General features: G+C 45.8%; 11 protein-coding genes. 6 read left to right on the top strand and 5 right to left on the bottom strand.

Going from position 1 to position 16,518, the window contains the following annotated elements; translation table 11 throughout:
• The first annotated feature begins 106 nt into the window (after positions 1 to 106).
• Both A1D16_RS14980 and A1D16_RS14975 read left to right on the top strand, forming a co-directional pair.
• On the top strand, positions 107 to 2,815 hold the full coding sequence (locus tag A1D16_RS14980) for a valine--tRNA ligase (protein WP_290710931.1): 2,709 nt from the start codon (positions 107 to 109) through the stop codon (positions 2,813 to 2,815).
• 30 nt (positions 2,816 to 2,845) lie between these two features.
• Positions 2,846 to 3,481: a phosphatase PAP2 family protein gene (locus A1D16_RS14975; RefSeq protein ID WP_290710929.1), complete on the top strand. Its 636-nt coding sequence runs from the start codon at positions 2,846 to 2,848 to the stop codon at positions 3,479 to 3,481.
• A gap of 13 nt (positions 3,482 to 3,494) precedes the next feature.
• Here the strand turns inward: A1D16_RS14975 and A1D16_RS14970 are convergent, their stop codons facing one another.
• Together A1D16_RS14970 and A1D16_RS14965 are read right to left on the bottom strand one after the other, a co-directional pair.
• Positions 3,495 to 5,264: a glycoside hydrolase family 9 protein gene (locus A1D16_RS14970; RefSeq protein ID WP_290710927.1), complete on the bottom strand. Its 1,770-nt coding sequence runs from the start codon at positions 5,262 to 5,264 to the stop codon at positions 3,495 to 3,497.
• 47 nt (positions 5,265 to 5,311) lie between these two features.
• A complete protein-coding gene (locus A1D16_RS14965; RefSeq protein ID WP_290710925.1) occupies positions 5,312 to 8,140 on the bottom strand; it encodes a hypothetical protein in 2,829 nt (942 codons plus the stop codon).
• 57 nt (positions 8,141 to 8,197) lie between these two features.
• Here A1D16_RS14965 and A1D16_RS14960 point away from each other — a divergent pair, with 57 nt between their 5' ends.
• Together A1D16_RS14960 and A1D16_RS14955 are read left to right on the top strand one after the other, a co-directional pair.
• Positions 8,198 to 8,941, top strand: a complete 744-nt coding sequence (locus A1D16_RS14960) for a PrsW family glutamic-type intramembrane protease (protein WP_290710923.1) — start codon at positions 8,198 to 8,200, stop codon at positions 8,939 to 8,941.
• A complete protein-coding gene (locus A1D16_RS14955) occupies positions 8,938 to 9,438 on the top strand; it encodes a GNAT family N-acetyltransferase (protein ID WP_290710921.1) in 501 nt (166 codons plus the stop codon). The genes A1D16_RS14960 and A1D16_RS14955 overlap by 4 nt, the downstream gene beginning before the upstream one ends.
• Here A1D16_RS14955 and A1D16_RS14950 read toward each other — a convergent pair.
• The 3 genes from A1D16_RS14950 to A1D16_RS14940 form a co-directional block, all read right to left on the bottom strand.
• Complete coding sequence (locus A1D16_RS14950) at positions 9,435 to 11,654, bottom strand: hypothetical protein (RefSeq protein WP_290710919.1); 2,220 nt, start codon at positions 11,652 to 11,654, stop codon at positions 9,435 to 9,437. The two genes, A1D16_RS14955 and A1D16_RS14950, sit on opposite strands and share 4 nt — an antisense overlap.
• A gap of 75 nt (positions 11,655 to 11,729) precedes the next feature.
• The gene (locus A1D16_RS14945; RefSeq protein WP_290710917.1) at positions 11,730 to 12,515 is read right to left on the bottom strand and encodes a queuosine precursor transporter; all 786 of its coding nucleotides are present in this window, start codon (positions 12,513 to 12,515) and stop codon (positions 11,730 to 11,732) included.
• Positions 12,496 to 12,813, bottom strand: coding sequence for a hypothetical protein (locus A1D16_RS14940; protein ID WP_290710915.1), 318 nt, complete (start codon positions 12,811 to 12,813; stop codon positions 12,496 to 12,498). The genes A1D16_RS14945 and A1D16_RS14940 overlap by 20 nt, the downstream gene beginning before the upstream one ends.
• A 30-nt stretch (positions 12,814 to 12,843) precedes the next feature.
• On the opposite strand from A1D16_RS14940, the gene A1D16_RS14935 reads away from it, so the two are divergent.
• Positions 12,844 to 13,761 carry a glycosyltransferase gene (locus tag A1D16_RS14935; RefSeq protein WP_290710913.1) on the top strand — a complete coding sequence of 306 codons (918 nt, stop codon included), beginning with the start codon at positions 12,844 to 12,846 and terminating at the stop codon, positions 13,759 to 13,761.
• Between the two features lie 41 nt (positions 13,762 to 13,802).
• Positions 13,803 to 16,340 carry a YfhO family protein gene (locus tag A1D16_RS14930; protein ID WP_290710911.1) on the top strand — a complete coding sequence of 846 codons (2,538 nt, stop codon included), beginning with the start codon at positions 13,803 to 13,805 and terminating at the stop codon, positions 16,338 to 16,340.
• Positions 16,341 to 16,518: the final 178 nt, after the last annotated feature.

The following is a 16,518-nucleotide window of genomic DNA, read 5'->3' as shown; positions in this document are numbered from 1 at the left end:
AAGAAAAATAAGATACTAAAAATATTAGCAGACGCGGGATGTGAAGTAGGATGCTAGCCCAGCTTTTCTTATTTTTGCCGGCCTGACCGAAAGCACAGGTATTTATATGGAACTGACGAAGAATTTTCAGCCCGCCGAAGCGGAAGTAAAATGGACAAGCGAATGGAAGAAAAAAAACTATTTCACCAGTCGGCCCGACCATCGTCCGGCTTATACCGTGGTTATTCCTCCCCCCAATGTTACCGGGGTTTTGCATATGGGCCATACGCTGAATGAAACGGTTCAGGATATCCTGGTTCGAAAAGCAAGAATGAGTGGTTTTAATGCCTGTTGGGTTCCCGGCAGCGACCATGCTTCCATTGCTACGGAAGCCAAAGTAGTACAGATGCTTGAAAAGGAAAAAGGAATTAAAAAGGCCGACCTCAGCCGGGATGAATTTTTAGGCTATGCTTTCGAATGGAAAGAAAAATATGGTGGTATTATCTATAATCAGATTGAACGTCTTGGCTGTAGTGTAGACTGGAACCGGGTTAGTTTTACCATGGACGACCACTATTATAAAGCGGTGATCCAGGTTTTTGTTGACCTCTATAAAAAAGGATTGATTTACAGGGGAGCCCGGATGATCAACTGGGACCCTGCCGCTAAAACCGCCCTGAGCGATGAGGAAGTGGAATACAAGGATATCCAGGGCAAGCTCTATCATGTTTGTTACAGGCTGGAATCTGCAGATGGGCAACCATTGGAAACAGCCGCGGGAAAAGGAATCGTCATTGCTACACAACGTCCGGAAACTATTATGGGCGATACGGCTATTTGTGTTAACCCCAATGACCCCCGCTACACGCATTTAAAAGGAGCTTTCGCCTATGTACCCCTTATTAACCGGAGAATTCCTATCATCGAAGATGAATATGTAGATCCTTCTTTTGGAACAGGTGCATTAAAAGTTACCCCTGCACATGATATAAACGATTATAACCTGGGTCTGAAGCACCAGCTAGACGTTGTGGATACGCTGAATGAAGACGGCACACTCAGTGCGGCTGCACAGATTCATGTTGGCGTAGACCGGTTCAAAGCAAGAAAGCTGGTAGTGGACGCCTTGAAAGAAAACGGGCAGTTGATCAAAGAAGAAGAATACAGCACCCGCCTGGGGTATAGCCAACGTTCGGGTGCAGTAGTTGAACCAAGAATTTCCACACAATGGTTTGTGCGCATGAAGGAATTGGCTGAACCTGCATTAGCGGCTGTGGTTAGCGGAGAAATCCGGATCCATCCTGGTGATAAATTTCTGGCCACCTATAAATACTGGCTAGAAAATGTAAAGGATTGGTGTATCAGTCGCCAGTTATGGTGGGGGCAACAAATTCCGGCCTGGTACGCACCGGATGGCAGTTTCCAGGTTGCTGCTACCAGGAAAGATGCGATGGCTGCCTTCGAGGCATCTGCCAATAATTCGGCGTTGAGTTTTACGGCTGATATGCTTAAGCAGGATGAGGATGTACTCGACACCTGGTTTTCTTCCTGGTTATGGCCGATGGAAGTTTTCAACGGTATCACAAAACCGGGTAATGAAGAAATCCGGTATTATTATCCTACTTCCGTGCTGGTAACCGGGCAGGATATTATCTTTTTCTGGGTAGCCAGGATGGTAATGGCCGGCATGGAGTATGAAAAGCAAATCCCTTTCCGCGACGTATATTTTACCGGGATGGTTCGGGATAAACAGGGCAGAAAAATGAGCAAAAGCCTGGGTAATTCTCCCGACCTGCTCGAGTTAATTGATAAATATGGTGCAGATGCTGTTCGCTTTGGAATAATGATTTCTTCACCTGCGGGCAACGACCTGCTTTTTGATGAAGCCGCCCTTGAGCAGGGTCGGAATTTCACCAATAAGATGTGGAATGCGCTCAAGCTTATTACCATGTGGAAAAGCAGGGAGCAGTTTAATCCGGATAAACAAGCGGCCGGTTTTGCCAGCTTAAACTGGCCGAATGCCTGGTTCAGAAGCCGTTTAAACCAGGTTCGGGTGGAAGTGGATCAGTTGATGCAACAGTTCCGGTTAAGTGAAGCGCTCAAAACTATTTATTCACTGATCTGGGACGATTATTGTAGTTGGTACCTGGAATGGATCAAACCCGGGCAGGATGAACCGGTAAATGCCTGGAACCTGCAAAACGCGGTTTCATTTTACGAGGAGTTGGTACAATTACTGCATCCTTACATGCCTTTTCTTACCGAAGAAATTTACCACCTGCTGGCAGATCGGGCGGAAAGCGACGATTTGTGCATCCGCCAGTTTATTCCGGTTGATCGCCTGCAACCGGCCGGATCAGGGCAACCCGATGCTGCTTATCTGGCCCAAGGGGAACTGCTAAAACAGGTTATTACCGGCATTCGCGATCAGCGTAATAAAGCCCAGCTTAAACCAAAGGATATTATTCAACTTGCGCTTACAACAGCTGACAGCGAATTGTATACGACCATCCAATCAATCTTACTGAAACAAGTCAATGCCGCATCGCTTAGTTATGTGGCAGATGCGGTGCCTGGCACCATTGCAGCCGTAATCGGGAAAGATCGGTTTTATATCGGCTCCGACAAAGCGGTGGATAAAGGAATGCAGAAAGACGAACTGCAAAAGGAGCTGTTATACCTCACCGGATTTGTTGCCAGTTGTGATAAAAAACTAAGCAACGAACGCTTTGTTCAGCATGCAAAACCCGAGGTAGTAGAAATGGAAAAGAAAAAAAGAGAGGACGCTATTGCCAAAATAACGATCATAAATGCCAGTTTATCGAATTTAGACTAATATTTAGTTTTTAGTTGGTAGTTTGTACATATGAAACTACCCTTGCGCACCCTAAGCCTGTTTTCACTCAGTCTGCTCTGGCAACTGGGAGGATATGCACAGGCACCTGCTTTTGATAAAAGCACCCTGGTCGAAATGGCCGAACACCGGAAACATGAACCGCTAGAGTTTAACCAGTTTATCTCTAATTCTACGAATTGGGTAAGCCTGGGCATACCAGCCGGATTGTTTATTGGCGGACAAATTGGCAACGATAAAAACATGAAACGGGCTGCCTGGAATATTAGCAAATCCATCATTATTTCTACAGGCATTACGGCCGCCGTTAAATTTTCCGTTAACCGAAGCCGGCCTTTCCAGGATTATCCTTCCGACATTCCCAAGGCGGGTGCAGGCGGAAGTCCTTCCTTTCCATCGGGCCATACTTCACAGGCATTTGCTACAGCAACCGCTTTGTACCTGGAGTACCCGAAATGGTATGTTGCCGTTCCTGCTTTTGGATGGGCGTCTACAGTAGCTTATTCAAGGATGTACCTGGGGGTTCACTATCCCAGTGATGTACTGGCAGGTGCCCTGGTGGGCAGCGGGTCGGCGTTATTAAACCGGCAGTTAAACCATTGGGTGCATAAACCGCATCAGCATGTTGTACATACGGCGAGCTTTTAACGGAACCGCCGGTCTATTTTTTATCAAACCGGAATTGGCTTTCCAGTGCTGCCAACAGGTAAATTAGAGAAGCAGTTCCGTCCATGGTTGGTTCATTGGTAGAATAATCGCCATAATCATCATGGTACACTACCAGTCCGCTCTGAAAACCTGCATATTCATCGGGGTTGAAGAGTTGAATACCGATCAGGTTGCCATAGATAGATCCATATACCGGGCCATCTACCAGTCCACCATCTATCGGGTATTGATTCAAATGGGTAAATGAGGAATGTGGATCAACCGGTGTATCGCCCCAGGATGGAAGGCCGTATACCATGGATGTTCCCCAGGGATTAAGTCCAAAGAGCCAGTCGATATTGGCCTGGGCTAGCTGCTCATAATGTTTATCACCCGTAAGTTCCTGGTACCAGATACACTGGATGGCAAAAGAGGTAGTAAGGTTATTACTACACCAGATAAAGGGAACTCCTCTGTAAAAAGCATTGGTACGGGCCTTTTGCCAAACTGCTTCAATACCCTGCTTATAAAAGGCCAGAATGCTGTCTTTGGGTGACCCGGTTACTCGTTTAGCCAATTCAAAATGTCCCAGATTAATAAAAGGATACCACTGGTAATGATTAGCGGTATCTTTTCCGAGCCAGGGTGTGATTTTTTCACGGAGGGCAAAGGAATAAGCAATGTCGGTGTTGCCCAGTTCTGCGGCAGCCAGCTCCATATCATCAACCCAATTGTCTTCTGCGTAGATATAGGGTGCTTTTACCGAGGCCGTCTGTGTTACGCCTGGTTTGATTTCTGCAAACGCATAGGCGCTTATTGCTTTCTTTTGAAGCTGTTTACTATAGCTGGCATCCGCTTGGGTAAACAACCGCGCACCAAGGGAAAAAGCACTGGAAAATTTCGCTGCGGTAGAAGAGGTACCTGTTGTATTATTTAAAAACTTTCCTCTTTGCTGGGGTTGTCCGGTAATAAAATAAACAGGCCGTTCATGCCCTCTCCCATATTGGCTATCCAGCCGTGGAAGTCGCATCGAGATATGATCTCTATCATCGGCGATCTGGTTAAACATCCAGTCGGCTTTCGGGTGCATTTTCCAATAGCCAATCGAGGCCCATTTTGCTTCATCTAGTACATCTGGCAGGTTATTATTGCCATCCTCTCCGTTTGCTAACTTTTCATCTTTAAATACCTTTGGAAAATCGCGGTAAGCCATCAATAAATGATAGGTAGCGTTGGCTGAGGTAGTGGAATATTGCAGGTAATCACTGGCATCGTGCCAGCCCCCTACCACATCTACATAAGTGCTGTCGGGCATTGGGCCATAGAGGGTATAACCGTCTCTTGTATGGCAACTATCCTGGAGGAAGGGGTTGAAGCCAGATCGTTGCTGTCGCATATACCGTAAACAGAAATCAGCGGCTCCCCGGTAAACAGTATCAGCTATTGAAAATTCAGGAGACCGTATTCCATCCGCTTCCAGGTAATATCTGCCTGGTTCCTGCAGCGCACTAAAATCAAGCCGGTAACTCTGTTTAAACGGTCCGTATTCCCCAAATGCCTTGCCCGCTTTTAATTGTAATTTCTTTTTTCCGCTTACAGCGCTTACCACCTGGAAGCTGTACAATTTTTTATCGGTTGTAGCTGCCCAAACGGCCACCTTGCTTCCCTTGGGAAGATAGCCCATCTGGTTGATACGGATCCAGGCAGTTTGGGTGCTGTTGTCGGCTGCTTTCCAGGTTATGAATACGAGAGCGAGAAAGACAATCGGCAGTATTTTTTTCATAGTCGCATCTATTCTGTTCAGGAGAAAGAATAACCTGGCTAATATACTTAAAAATGAAGCTGTCTGGGAGCCTGCAGGCGGGCAGCACCGGAAGGGATGAGGTTGACCGGCAAAATAAACTGCCAGCGATGGGAGCCGATTCCCCCCATCCTGTCCGGATCAAGTAAATAGGCATAGCGAATACCAAAACTTACCGGCAACTGGTTCCACCAACGGGTGTCGAAGTTTAATTCCAGCCCGGTCGACCTGAAATCCACCCAACGGGTGGTTTTAAAGATCCGCTGTTCTTTTGCTTGTCCCCAGTCAAAAAAACCTGCTGCCCTGATTCGTAGCAGGTAGATGATATTTCCAAGTCCTATATCCGGATAAGCAAGGGGTAAATGATAGGTTAGCCCTATTCGTTGCATTCGATACGTGTTAACGGTTTCAAATCCTCTGGCAAACGGAAAGTTGTTACTGAATCGAAAACCGGGTAAACTGTCCCGGCCTCCAAATGCTGCCCCGAGTACCAGGCTGTGATTGATGGAAACACCCGGCAGATACTGATTTACGGCCCCTAACCATTGCCGGGAGGAATACCGATTGATGGCCGACCTCCACTGAAACCGCATTGCAGTGGCCCACCTTGGATTAATATGTTGCTTTGCCTGTTGAGATTGAATGCTGTATTGCAACTGGTAGTTGAGGTAACTAAATGCGAGGTTGCCCAGCGTATCCTTTTCCGGCTGCCGAAAATAGGGTTGATTAAATACCCAGTCTGCCGAAGTGTTTAAAAAACTAATTTGCCTTCCTTTACTTAAGTTAAGCGGAAGCTGGAGCCCCCCCTGTAGTTCCAGTTCATTCCAGCGAATAAGCTTATTTCGAAAAAGACCGGATCGGTCGAAGCTGTATTCTGCCCCGGCTCGTAGATAGGGGAAAAGGCCTCCGTAAACAGTACTAAAACCAATTTTTTTAAAGCGTTCGTTTCGGTTATAGGTAAAGGTTAGCTGGCTCTGAAAACTGTTTAAGAGGTTTTGGGAATACGCTGTTATGCTTAGTTCAGGCTCTTGGAACCAGGGCGTCCAGCTGTGAAATTTGAACAACTGCCTGGTTTGTGCCCATGGTTTAACCGAATCTGCAACGGGCGGTATGGTTGCCAGCAGATTATCCAGCGGAGCGGGATTGAGTTCATTTTTTTGCGGAAATAACGGGGTTTGCAAAACCTGTTCTGCGGGTGCCCAATGTACAAATTGAAGGGGGGCTGTATGGAGTTTATAACCCATGGCAGTAAATACCATAGTAGTAATTTCGTTCTTAAAAACAACGGGTTGATACTGGCCGGTTTTTCGGGCTAGTGTATCGGCCTGCGAAGCTAGCAGCCCATTGTACAAAACCATGGTCTTGTCCAATCCGTTCCAGGATAGGGTAAAAATTATGCTATCACCCAGCGCTTTAGGATAGCCAATCAGGTGATTGGTCCAGGGTACTAGCGCAACATGTTCACCGGTTACCGGGTCTATGCGATGAATACACATGTCACCCCGCTTATTTCTACTGGCAGTTAATACCTGTTTACCGTAAAAAGCGGGGAAAGAATAGATATAATTCGAATCATTTTTTATTTCCTGCAGCAGTTTGCCATCAGGCTTCAAAAGATGCAGCCTCGATTGCCCGGAAGCATCCAATTCCACTGTCAATATAGTGTCTCCCGAGGGTGAGAGCGTTGGATGGAAATATTTTGTTTTTCGGGTAATGGTTTGCTGTTTTCCTGTTTTTAGATCCAACAGCTGCAGGGTGGAATAATCTTTCCAGCTCCAGCGTGGCGCCGGCTGAAAAGCGGCATACACCAATTTGCCCTTTGCATAGGAAAAATAATTATCGAGTGACCGGTCTTTTACTCTTACTAACCGCTCATGCCCAGCTGTATTTTTTTCGTAGAATGCGGGTATTTGGCGGTATCCTGAACGTACGAAGAGCAAGCTGCCGTTTTCTGTATACACAGGGTTTTCCTCATCGGTAACAGTAGGTTCTTTGCCTGCAAAAACAATGGAATCAATCAGCAGCTCCCTGCTGCTGGCAATGGCTGCGTTCCGAAACGTCGAAAAAGACGCCCCACTATGCTTTTTGACAGCTTTTTGAAAGGGGTAAAACAGTCCTTTCATGGCTGCTGCATCGGCGCTGACTTTTTTCCAAAAAAGAGGGCCATAGCGTTCTTCGCCCTGTTTAACCAGCAAATAGCCGAGTTGGTAATGATTGGGAACATAATCTCGATAGGAACCATTTCTTAATTTCTGGTAGGAATAATTTTTCCCTGCTTCCCACACAGACCGGTAACCGTTATAAAAAGACGGCATCCGCCCCCTGCCCTGCCTGCTCAGCAGGGTTTCCTGGTAAACTGCATCCCCTTCAAAAAACCAGTCCGGAATTGTCAGCGCGTTTGCCAATGCTTGTCCCTGTTCTCCTAATATCCATCTGAAAAACCGCGCTCCTCCCCTGTTAAACCGTTGGTATTGCTGCATATGGCGTTGTTCATGAAGCCCCAATTGATCGGGCCAGGGTAAGCTGCCCAAATCAAAACTGTTAAGCGGTGCCGTCATATACCATTCACTCCGCAAGGGTGCCAGGGCTACATATCCATTGGAAATGGTTGTTTGGTGTTGTAAAAGAATGGGAACTGGTTTGGTTAATTTTGTAGCTGAAGAATCCGTTGCCCATCGAATTTCTCGCATCAGCCCTGCAACTCTTCTGGCTGTGGAATCCCATCCTTTGGGAAATAGTACAAAGGCCTCCGGCGTTTTTAGCAGCTTCCATCGTTGTGCAGGAGGATGCCCCCCAAATTGTTGAGACAGGAGGTCAGTAAAGCAGAAAAGCGATAAAAAAATAAAAATGATGCGCATGGAGCGAAAATCTTTCTCAATATTAATTCACTAATTTCAGCGCAGCAAACCCCATATATGGAATTGTTGGCATTAGCCCTGGCACCGGGTATCGCAATCATGTGGTTTATTTATTCGGCCGATAAGTTTGAGAAAGAACCACTCAGAGCCCTCTTGTTTTCCTTTTTACTAGGCATACTGGCCATTGTGCCCGTAATTGTTCTGGAACTTGGAGGCACGGCGGTTTTAGGAGAATTGCTGCCGAAAGAAGGCTGGGTATATTATGGACTACTCTCTTTTATAGTGGTTGCTTTCACAGAAGAACTGGCAAAATGGAGTATGGTGCGCTGGTATGCCTACCGCCGGCCTTTTTTCAATGAACCATTTGATGGAATCGTATATGGCGTTATGGTAGCCATGGGTTTCGCCACTATTGAAAACATATTTTATGTTTTCCAGTACGGATGGCAAACGGGCCTGCTTCGCATGGTATTGTCTGTACCAGCCCATGCAACTTTTGGCGTATTGATGGGGTATTATTTCGGACTGGCAAGATTTGTGGGTAAAACCAAAGAATGGGGACTTAAAATCCGTGGACTATTGCTGGCCACGTTTTTTCATGGATTATACGACCTGTTTCTGCTGGTACAACAAGATAGCAGCATCACCAGCCATATTTCAACGGGCTTATTATTCGGGTCTGCTGTATTATCTTACCTGGTAGCTGTAAAACTTTCCTGGCAAGCCATTAAATTGCATCAACAAATTTCCCGCGAGGGCGTCCATACTAAACAAACCACCCCATTTCCCGATCGTGTATGAGTGAAGCATTAGTAATCAGAAGTGCAGACGAGCATGATATTCCAACCATCGGATACCTGGCACACCAGATCTGGCCCAGGGTATACAGCAGTATTATAACCGACGAGCAGATAGCATATATGCTGACGCTGATGTATAGTCCGGATGTACTGGAGCGTCAAATGAAAAAAGAAGGCATCCGTTTTATAATGGCAGAAATTGACCAGCAGGAGGTTGGCTTTGCTTCCTATGGTAAGCAGGAAGCAGCCACCTGGAAACTACATAAATTATATGTTCTCCCTGAAATGCATGGTAAAGGAATTGGCAGAGCCTTGCTGGATATGGTGGAAGAAGAAGTGCGCACCCATGAGGGCGCGCACCTGGTTCTGAATGTGAACAAACAAAACAATGCTGTACGGTTTTATACTTCCATGGGATTTGAGATCGAAACGGAAGTAAAACTTGATATTGGCAATGGGTTTGTCATGGATGATTATATTATGGGTAAGGACGTTTAGTTGCCTCTTCTTTCAGGTCGTGAAAGACCTCCTCCCCCTCTTTGTCCGCCGTTTCGTTGCCCTCCTGCATTGCCCGATGGCCTGGATGGAGGCGCTTCCCGTCTGATTTCCGGGCGGCGGTTAGGCTGCTGTTCCCTCGAAATCTGCGGGCGTTCCCGGCGTTCGTAGCGTTGCTCAGTACTGGGCCTGGAAGTACCCGGGCGGTAACTGCGGTCTGTTCTGTTTTCGCGGTTGTAAGCAGGTCCTCTTTGTGAATTATTGTATTGCCGGTCACGGTTAGAGCCATAATAATCTCTGTTGGGTCTGGTGCCGGGGTTAGAGGGACGGTTATTATTATTCCTGTTATTATAATTATTCGTATATCCATTATTGTAGTAGCGGCGGGTATCTCTGCTGGTAATTGCCGGTCTTGAATGGTAAACATTGTTATAGCGGTAATTGCGATAATTGTTTCCGTAATAATTGTTGTTTACAATAAATGTATTGTTCCTATATCCATAATACCCGTAGTGCCGGTACCTGGGAGCGCAATAGGCAGGGCGGTACACAGATGGGCCCCACCAGCCGCCGTACCAATAATTCCAGGGACGATAACCAACGCCTATATTGAACCAACCCGGGCTATACCGGAACCCAACCGACCAACCGTACCAGGGAGTATAATGCATGTTAAAACCCCAGGTATATGGGCGGGGGTAGTAATAATGCCGGTGCCAGGGGCGATAATAATAACCTGTTCCGTATACTACGGTTGGACCATATACATATGTATTAAGATATCCGGGGGTATAACCCATGTAAATATAGTCGGGACTCACGTCATAGATATAGACATATTTTACCGGGTATACGGGATTTGTTGCAGGAATCAGATCAACCTCATCCGGCCGGTCAGTACTTGCTTTCCAGGGGCCTAATGGAGAACCAGACTGAAACCAAACCCCGTTATCCACCAGGTAATACTTCCTTTTATACCGGATAACTGTAGAAGAGGTGTTAACGGCATAATCCATTTTAGTACCGTCGATCGACTGGAATTCAGGATCGCCGTCGTATTCTACTGATGCCGTAGCTGTATTGCGGTCTACACGGGCAGTTTGGGGTAATTGGGCATCCATCAGGGCATTGTTGGCAGCGGGCGTTCCGGCCACGCTGGCTAGTACATTGTCCTTCGTAGACCCTGCCGGAATACTGGCAAAATCAGCCGGCAATTGCTCCGAAGGAATATACATCCAGCTTCCTTTCAGCGAAGAGGACCGATACCACCTACCGGAAAGCAGCACGAAATATTGCTGAGAACGTACATCCATAAACAGGTCGTTGGGGGAGTTCTCCACATACAGCAGGTTGGTGGAAGCAATTGGAGTGAAGCTGGCCTCTCCCCTGCTTTGGATTAATTCGGCCGGCTCACGACTTACTATTACTTCCGATACCGGGCCTGCGAAATCATCATCAAAACCATTGTCAAACTCTTTATTGGAATCTTCCTGTTCGTTCTTTGCTGTGGCTGATTTTATGTCGGTAGCAATGCGGTTAAGCCCTGCAGGAGGATTAGCGGTATAACTAAACGGCTGATCCAGGCTATTACTTACGTACCAATGATCGCCCCCATACACATAAATTTTTCCATCGGTGTAACGGACAATAGTATTGGGTGTATTCACAACGGCTTCAACGCCCCAGTTTTCATTTTTTTGCCAGATCGGATTTCCGTCTACCACCACCATCAGGCTTGGCTTGCTGCGATAAATGATTTTGGGTGGTTGATTATTTAAACCGCCCGCTAATTTTTCTTTTTGTTGTTGCAGGTCGAGGTTTTTCTTTAACTGGTCCCTGCCAATAAGCACCTGTTGTTCTTCTACAGCCAGTTCCAATGAACGGGAGATGACGCCGGAACTGGATGCATCAATTTCAGCCGGAAATTTAATGCCGGTAATATTCATCCGCATGATGCGCTCATAAGAGCTCTGCTCCTGCGTGTAGGCCTTGGCCCAAATTGTTCCAAAAACCGGCTCCTCTGCCCCGTTCTTATAATAGGCGATGGCAGACTGAAAAACCAGTTCTCCAGGGGTATAGGACGAAGGCTGGGGCTCATACATTTTCAGGCGATCGCCGCCTGATAAAGAAAAGCTGGCGGGCCAGGATTGTGCTGTTGCCTGAGTGGTAAAAAGAACCAGGGCAAACAGAAGACTGGCAATAGAGTAAAGCTGGCGCATAATTGAAGCTTTAGGTTAACCAATGTACTTCAATAGACCATCAATTTTATTGACCGTTTAAAGGAAAGGATTGCTTTAACGTAGATTTTGCATTCCAAGCGCCGATTGCTTCATGGCAGCTGCTTTTTCGGTGCCCAGGTAACGCTCTATCAGGTAATGAATCAGGTAAATAAGCGGTGTACATAATAGGGCAATTACAAATTTATAGGTATAGCCGACCATGGCAATAGCCGTAACCCGCGGAAAACTAAAGCCCAGCGAAAAATAGAGATAAATATATGAAACTACAACTGTATCAACTAGTTGTGAAAAAAGTGTCGAAACCGTAGCACGCATCCATATTTGTTTTTCGCCCGTAATTTTTTTGATTTGCCGAAATACAGTGGCATCGGTCAGCTGTCCAATCAGAAAGGCGGTAAGGGAAGCAATGATAATATTCATTCCCTGTCCAAGTATTTGACGGTAAGCCGCCTGCATATCGGGTACGCCATTTGCGGTTTGAGAGGACTGCCACCACCCGGCAGGGGCCATTGCAATAGCGAAATAAAAAACAAAAAAAGCAAAGGCAATCAGTCCGGCTGTTAGCACCGAAAGAAAACGTACCCCACGGACGCCGTAATATTCATTAATAATATCTGTCATAATGAAAACAACCGGCCAGGGCAGTACGCCGACGGAGAGGTCAAAAGCAAGACCCGATTCTCCCAGCAGCGTAAAATTAGCCGGTTCCAGTCCCAGGGTACCTTCGAGCGAAAAGATTTTGACGCCAATTATTTCTGCTATTACGGCATTGGCAATAAAAAATCCGGCTAAAATTATAAATAAGCGGGTTGATTTATCCTTAATAATCTGATGGATCATAGTCGAATTCGGTTAGGTGGGTTATGCCGGAGAGCAAAAGGTATACTTGAACTAAAATAATCAATCCGTTCAGGATCGTGATGATCTGTTTACCGGGTGGTATTTTTTTGACCAATAGCCGGTACAGCAGGCTGCACAACCATACCAGGTTCAATAGTACGGAAAGCAATAAGCCGGTTATCAGGATGGTAGATTCGGTTATAGTGCCCTGTAAGACGGGGTAATACCGCATGATCAGTGAAAGCAGAAAAGCCAGGTTAGTGAGCAAGGTTAATTTATTCAGTTGGGTAAAAGCCATACGACAAAAATCAGTTTAATTTGCCAACAGATGGCAGAATTCAGTATTATAATTATTAGCTATAACCGTCCGGGCGATACCCTGGATTTGTTGGATAGTATTGCACGATTAAATCATCGGGCTCTTTACTTAAAGGAAATAATATTAGTTAATAATGCTTCTACGGAACCTTATACGGTGGTGGAGTCCTACCTGGCATCGAGGTCAGATTTGCCGGTTGAATATTTGCTGGCGCCCGGCAATCTGGGGGTAGCGGGCGGGCGGAACTATGCGGTACCGCATAGTTCGGGTAAGTGGATGTTGTTTCTGGACGATGATGTGGTCATCGAAGACCCGGAGTTTTTATCCAAGTTGAGCATTGCTACTAAGCATTCCTTTATGGAGCATCGGCCTTTGGGAGCATTAGGCGTGAAAGTCCGCTATTTTGATAACCGGGAATTGCAGGTTACTGCATTTCCTCATAAGGATTTTGAGCACTACCAGCATATGCCCCGGTTTTTAACCTCGTATTATGTAGGATGTGCCCATGTATTGCTCCGGGAAGCCTGGAATGCAGCTGGCGAATACCCCACTGATTTCTTTTATGGCATGGAAGAATATGATCTGAGCTATCGCCTACTTGCCAGGGGGTATTGTATTGGCTACGATGGAAGTGCAGAGCTTTTTCACAAAGAATCGCCCCTGGGCAGAACACCCCGCCCGGTTCAGCTATCTATGATGTGGGTTAATAAGTCAAAAGTGGCCTGGAAATATCTTCCCTCCTTTTATTTTGTAACAACAGCCTGTTTATGGGCTGGGTTTTACCTGAAAAAATCTGGCTTTAACCTTCGGTTTTTCTTTTCCAGTCTGCGAAAAATTATGCGCATTCCGCTAAGTATTAAACGAACACCGGTTGGCGCCGACGTTATGAACTACCTGAAAGCTGTGGGAGCACGTAAATGGTTCTGAAAATATGTCTTATTTTGCCGGCTCAAAATTGATTTCTTCATATGAATTCAGCCTGGTTCAAAAAAGCCGCTCCGCATATTTACGCAATACTGGCGTTCCTGTTAGTATCTATTATTTATTGTCAGCCTGCTCTTACAGGAAAGGTATTAGATCAACATGATACCCTGGGCTGGCTCGGGATGGCGCAGCAATCTTTTGAATTCAAGGAAAAATTCGGTTATTTCCCCCTCTGGACAAACAGCATGTTTGGCGGTATGCCGGCTTTTGCAATTGCCTTTGAGGGTACAGTTATCCAAACAATTTACCTCCAGAATATCCTTACACTTTGGATGCCGGTACCCATTGGCTTCTTTTTTCTGGCCTGCATCAGTTTTTATTTTCTCGGTATTGTTTTCCGCTTAAAGCCGTTGATTGCTGCTATGGCCGCTATTGCATTCGCCTGGTCAACCTATGACCCGGTAATTATTGCAGTTGGACATAATACTAAAATGTGGGCCATTGCATATATGCCAGCAGTTATTGCCTCAATTTTACTCATTTTTCAAAGGAAATATTTGCTTGGAGCGGGTTTGCTTGCCCTGTTTTTTGGTTTGCAGACCAGTACGCAGCATATTCAAATGGTTTATTATACAGCCATCATAATGGCTTGTATCAGTATTGCTTACCTGGTAAGTTCAATTCGAAAAAAGGAATTAAAGCCTGTATTTACCGGGTTTGGAGTGGCTATTGTATCCGCTGCGCTGGGTATTGCCAGTTATGCAATCAGTTGGTACCCGCTGCAAGACTATTCCAAAGAAACCATGCGGGGTGGCAGATCAGAAATTACAATGGGTAAAGATGCTTCTAACCGAACCAAGGGCGGCTTGGATAAGGATTATGCATTCGGCTGGAGTTATGGCATTGGGGAAACGCTAACCTTTATGGTGCCATCCATCTATGGAGGAAGTTCTAGAACGGTTATTGCCGGTGAAGCAGCTTCTGAAATTGGTGAAAACTCAAAAGTTGCCGAAGTTTTGCAAGAGAAAACCGGCATGTCGGAAGAGCAGGCCAATGAGCTGTCTCAGCAAATTGGAAATACCTATTGGGGAGAACAGCCAAGTACCTCTGGCCCGGTTTATTTCGGTGCCATTATCTGTGCTTTGTTTATACTGGGATTGTTTTATGTGCAGTCATGGCATAAGGGATGGTTGGTTGCAGCAATCATCATTGGAACGGTATTGGCATGGGGAAAAAACTTTTCCAGCATTAACTATTTTCTATTTGATTACCTGCCTTTATATAACAAATTCAGGGCGCCCACTATTGCAATGGTTATTCCACAGCTATGTTTTCCGTTGCTGGCGGCATTAGGATTACAGCAGTTCCTGGAAGAAAAAGAGGCGGGTCAGATAAACTGGAAGAAATTCAAATCTGCCGGTATGGCACTGGCGTTGGTACTGGTATTATTTATTGGTTTTTATTTTATGGCCGACTATTCTTCCGGATCGGATGCGTATTTGAAAGAGCAGCTGGCCGGCATGATGGCAGGTGGACAACAGCAAGGGCCAGAAATGCAGCAACAGGCCCAAAGTTTTGCACAAACGGTTATCCGTGCTTTGGAGGACGACCGCCAATCTTTATACGGCAAAGATCTGATTCGTGCACTGGTATTAATAGGCTTAAGTATTGGGTTATTGTATTACTACGCAAAAGATAAGTTAAGCACGCAATTGGTATTAATAGGTATTTTATGTTTGTCATCCTTTGATATCTTATCAGTAGGCCGGCGTTACTTAAGTAGCCGGAATTTTGTAGAACCGGAGGAATTTGAAAACGGGTTACAGGCTACCCCGGCAGACTTGCAGATTAAGCAGGATACCCGTTATCCTTACCGTGTTTTTGACCGTTCCACAGGGGGCAATCCATTTGAATCAGCGCGGGCTTCCTATTTCCACAATTCAATAGGCGGTTACAGTCCGGCTAAACTTGGATTGTACCAGGATCTGATAGAGCACCAGTTAAGCAAGGGTAATATGCAGGTGTATAATATGCTGAACACGCGTTATTTTATCATGCAGAATCCGGCAGACGGCAAACCGGTGGCACAACAGAATCCCGCTGCTTTTGGCCCGGTTTGGCTGGTTAAGGAAATCATGTATGTGCCGGATGGGGATGCGGAAATGAAGGCCTTAGACAGTACCGACCTGTTAAAGGTTGCAGTGGTGCAGGAGAAGTTTCGTGCAGCGGCGGGTGGTGCGCCGGTAGCTGATTCAGCGGCAAGTATTACCTGGCTGGAGAATAAAAATGACCTGGTTAGCTATAAATCCAGTGCATCAACGCCACAATTTGCGGTCTTCAGTGAAATTTTTTACGATAAAGGCTGGAATGCATACATAGATGGCAAACTGGTACCGCATGTAAAAACAAATTATTTGCTGCGGGGATTAGCCATTCCGGCGGGTCAGCACTCCATTGAATTTCGTTTTGAACCCAAGGCGGTTGCGTTGAGTAAGACAATTACTACTGTAAGTACCATTTTGCTGGCTATGTTATTGCTGGCAGGTATGTATACAGAAATAAAAAGCAAGAAAGCTATATAATTTATAAAATTTTATAGAAATAAGGCTGCTTTAGAAGCATTTTGGGTGCGAGGCAAATTAATTTCAACAGATTTTTAGGAAAACCAAATGCCATTGATTTTGTTATTTCATTTGTAGAAGATAGTCTTCCAAAAAAATACCGAAACATCAAAATAGGAACTTCAAGTATATAAATGAA

This window comes from Flavihumibacter sp. CACIAM 22H1 (assembly GCF_001601815.1).
Classification (GTDB): domain Bacteria; phylum Bacteroidota; class Bacteroidia; order Chitinophagales; family Chitinophagaceae; genus Flavihumibacter.
This window is presented reverse-complemented; position numbering and strand designations above follow the sequence as displayed.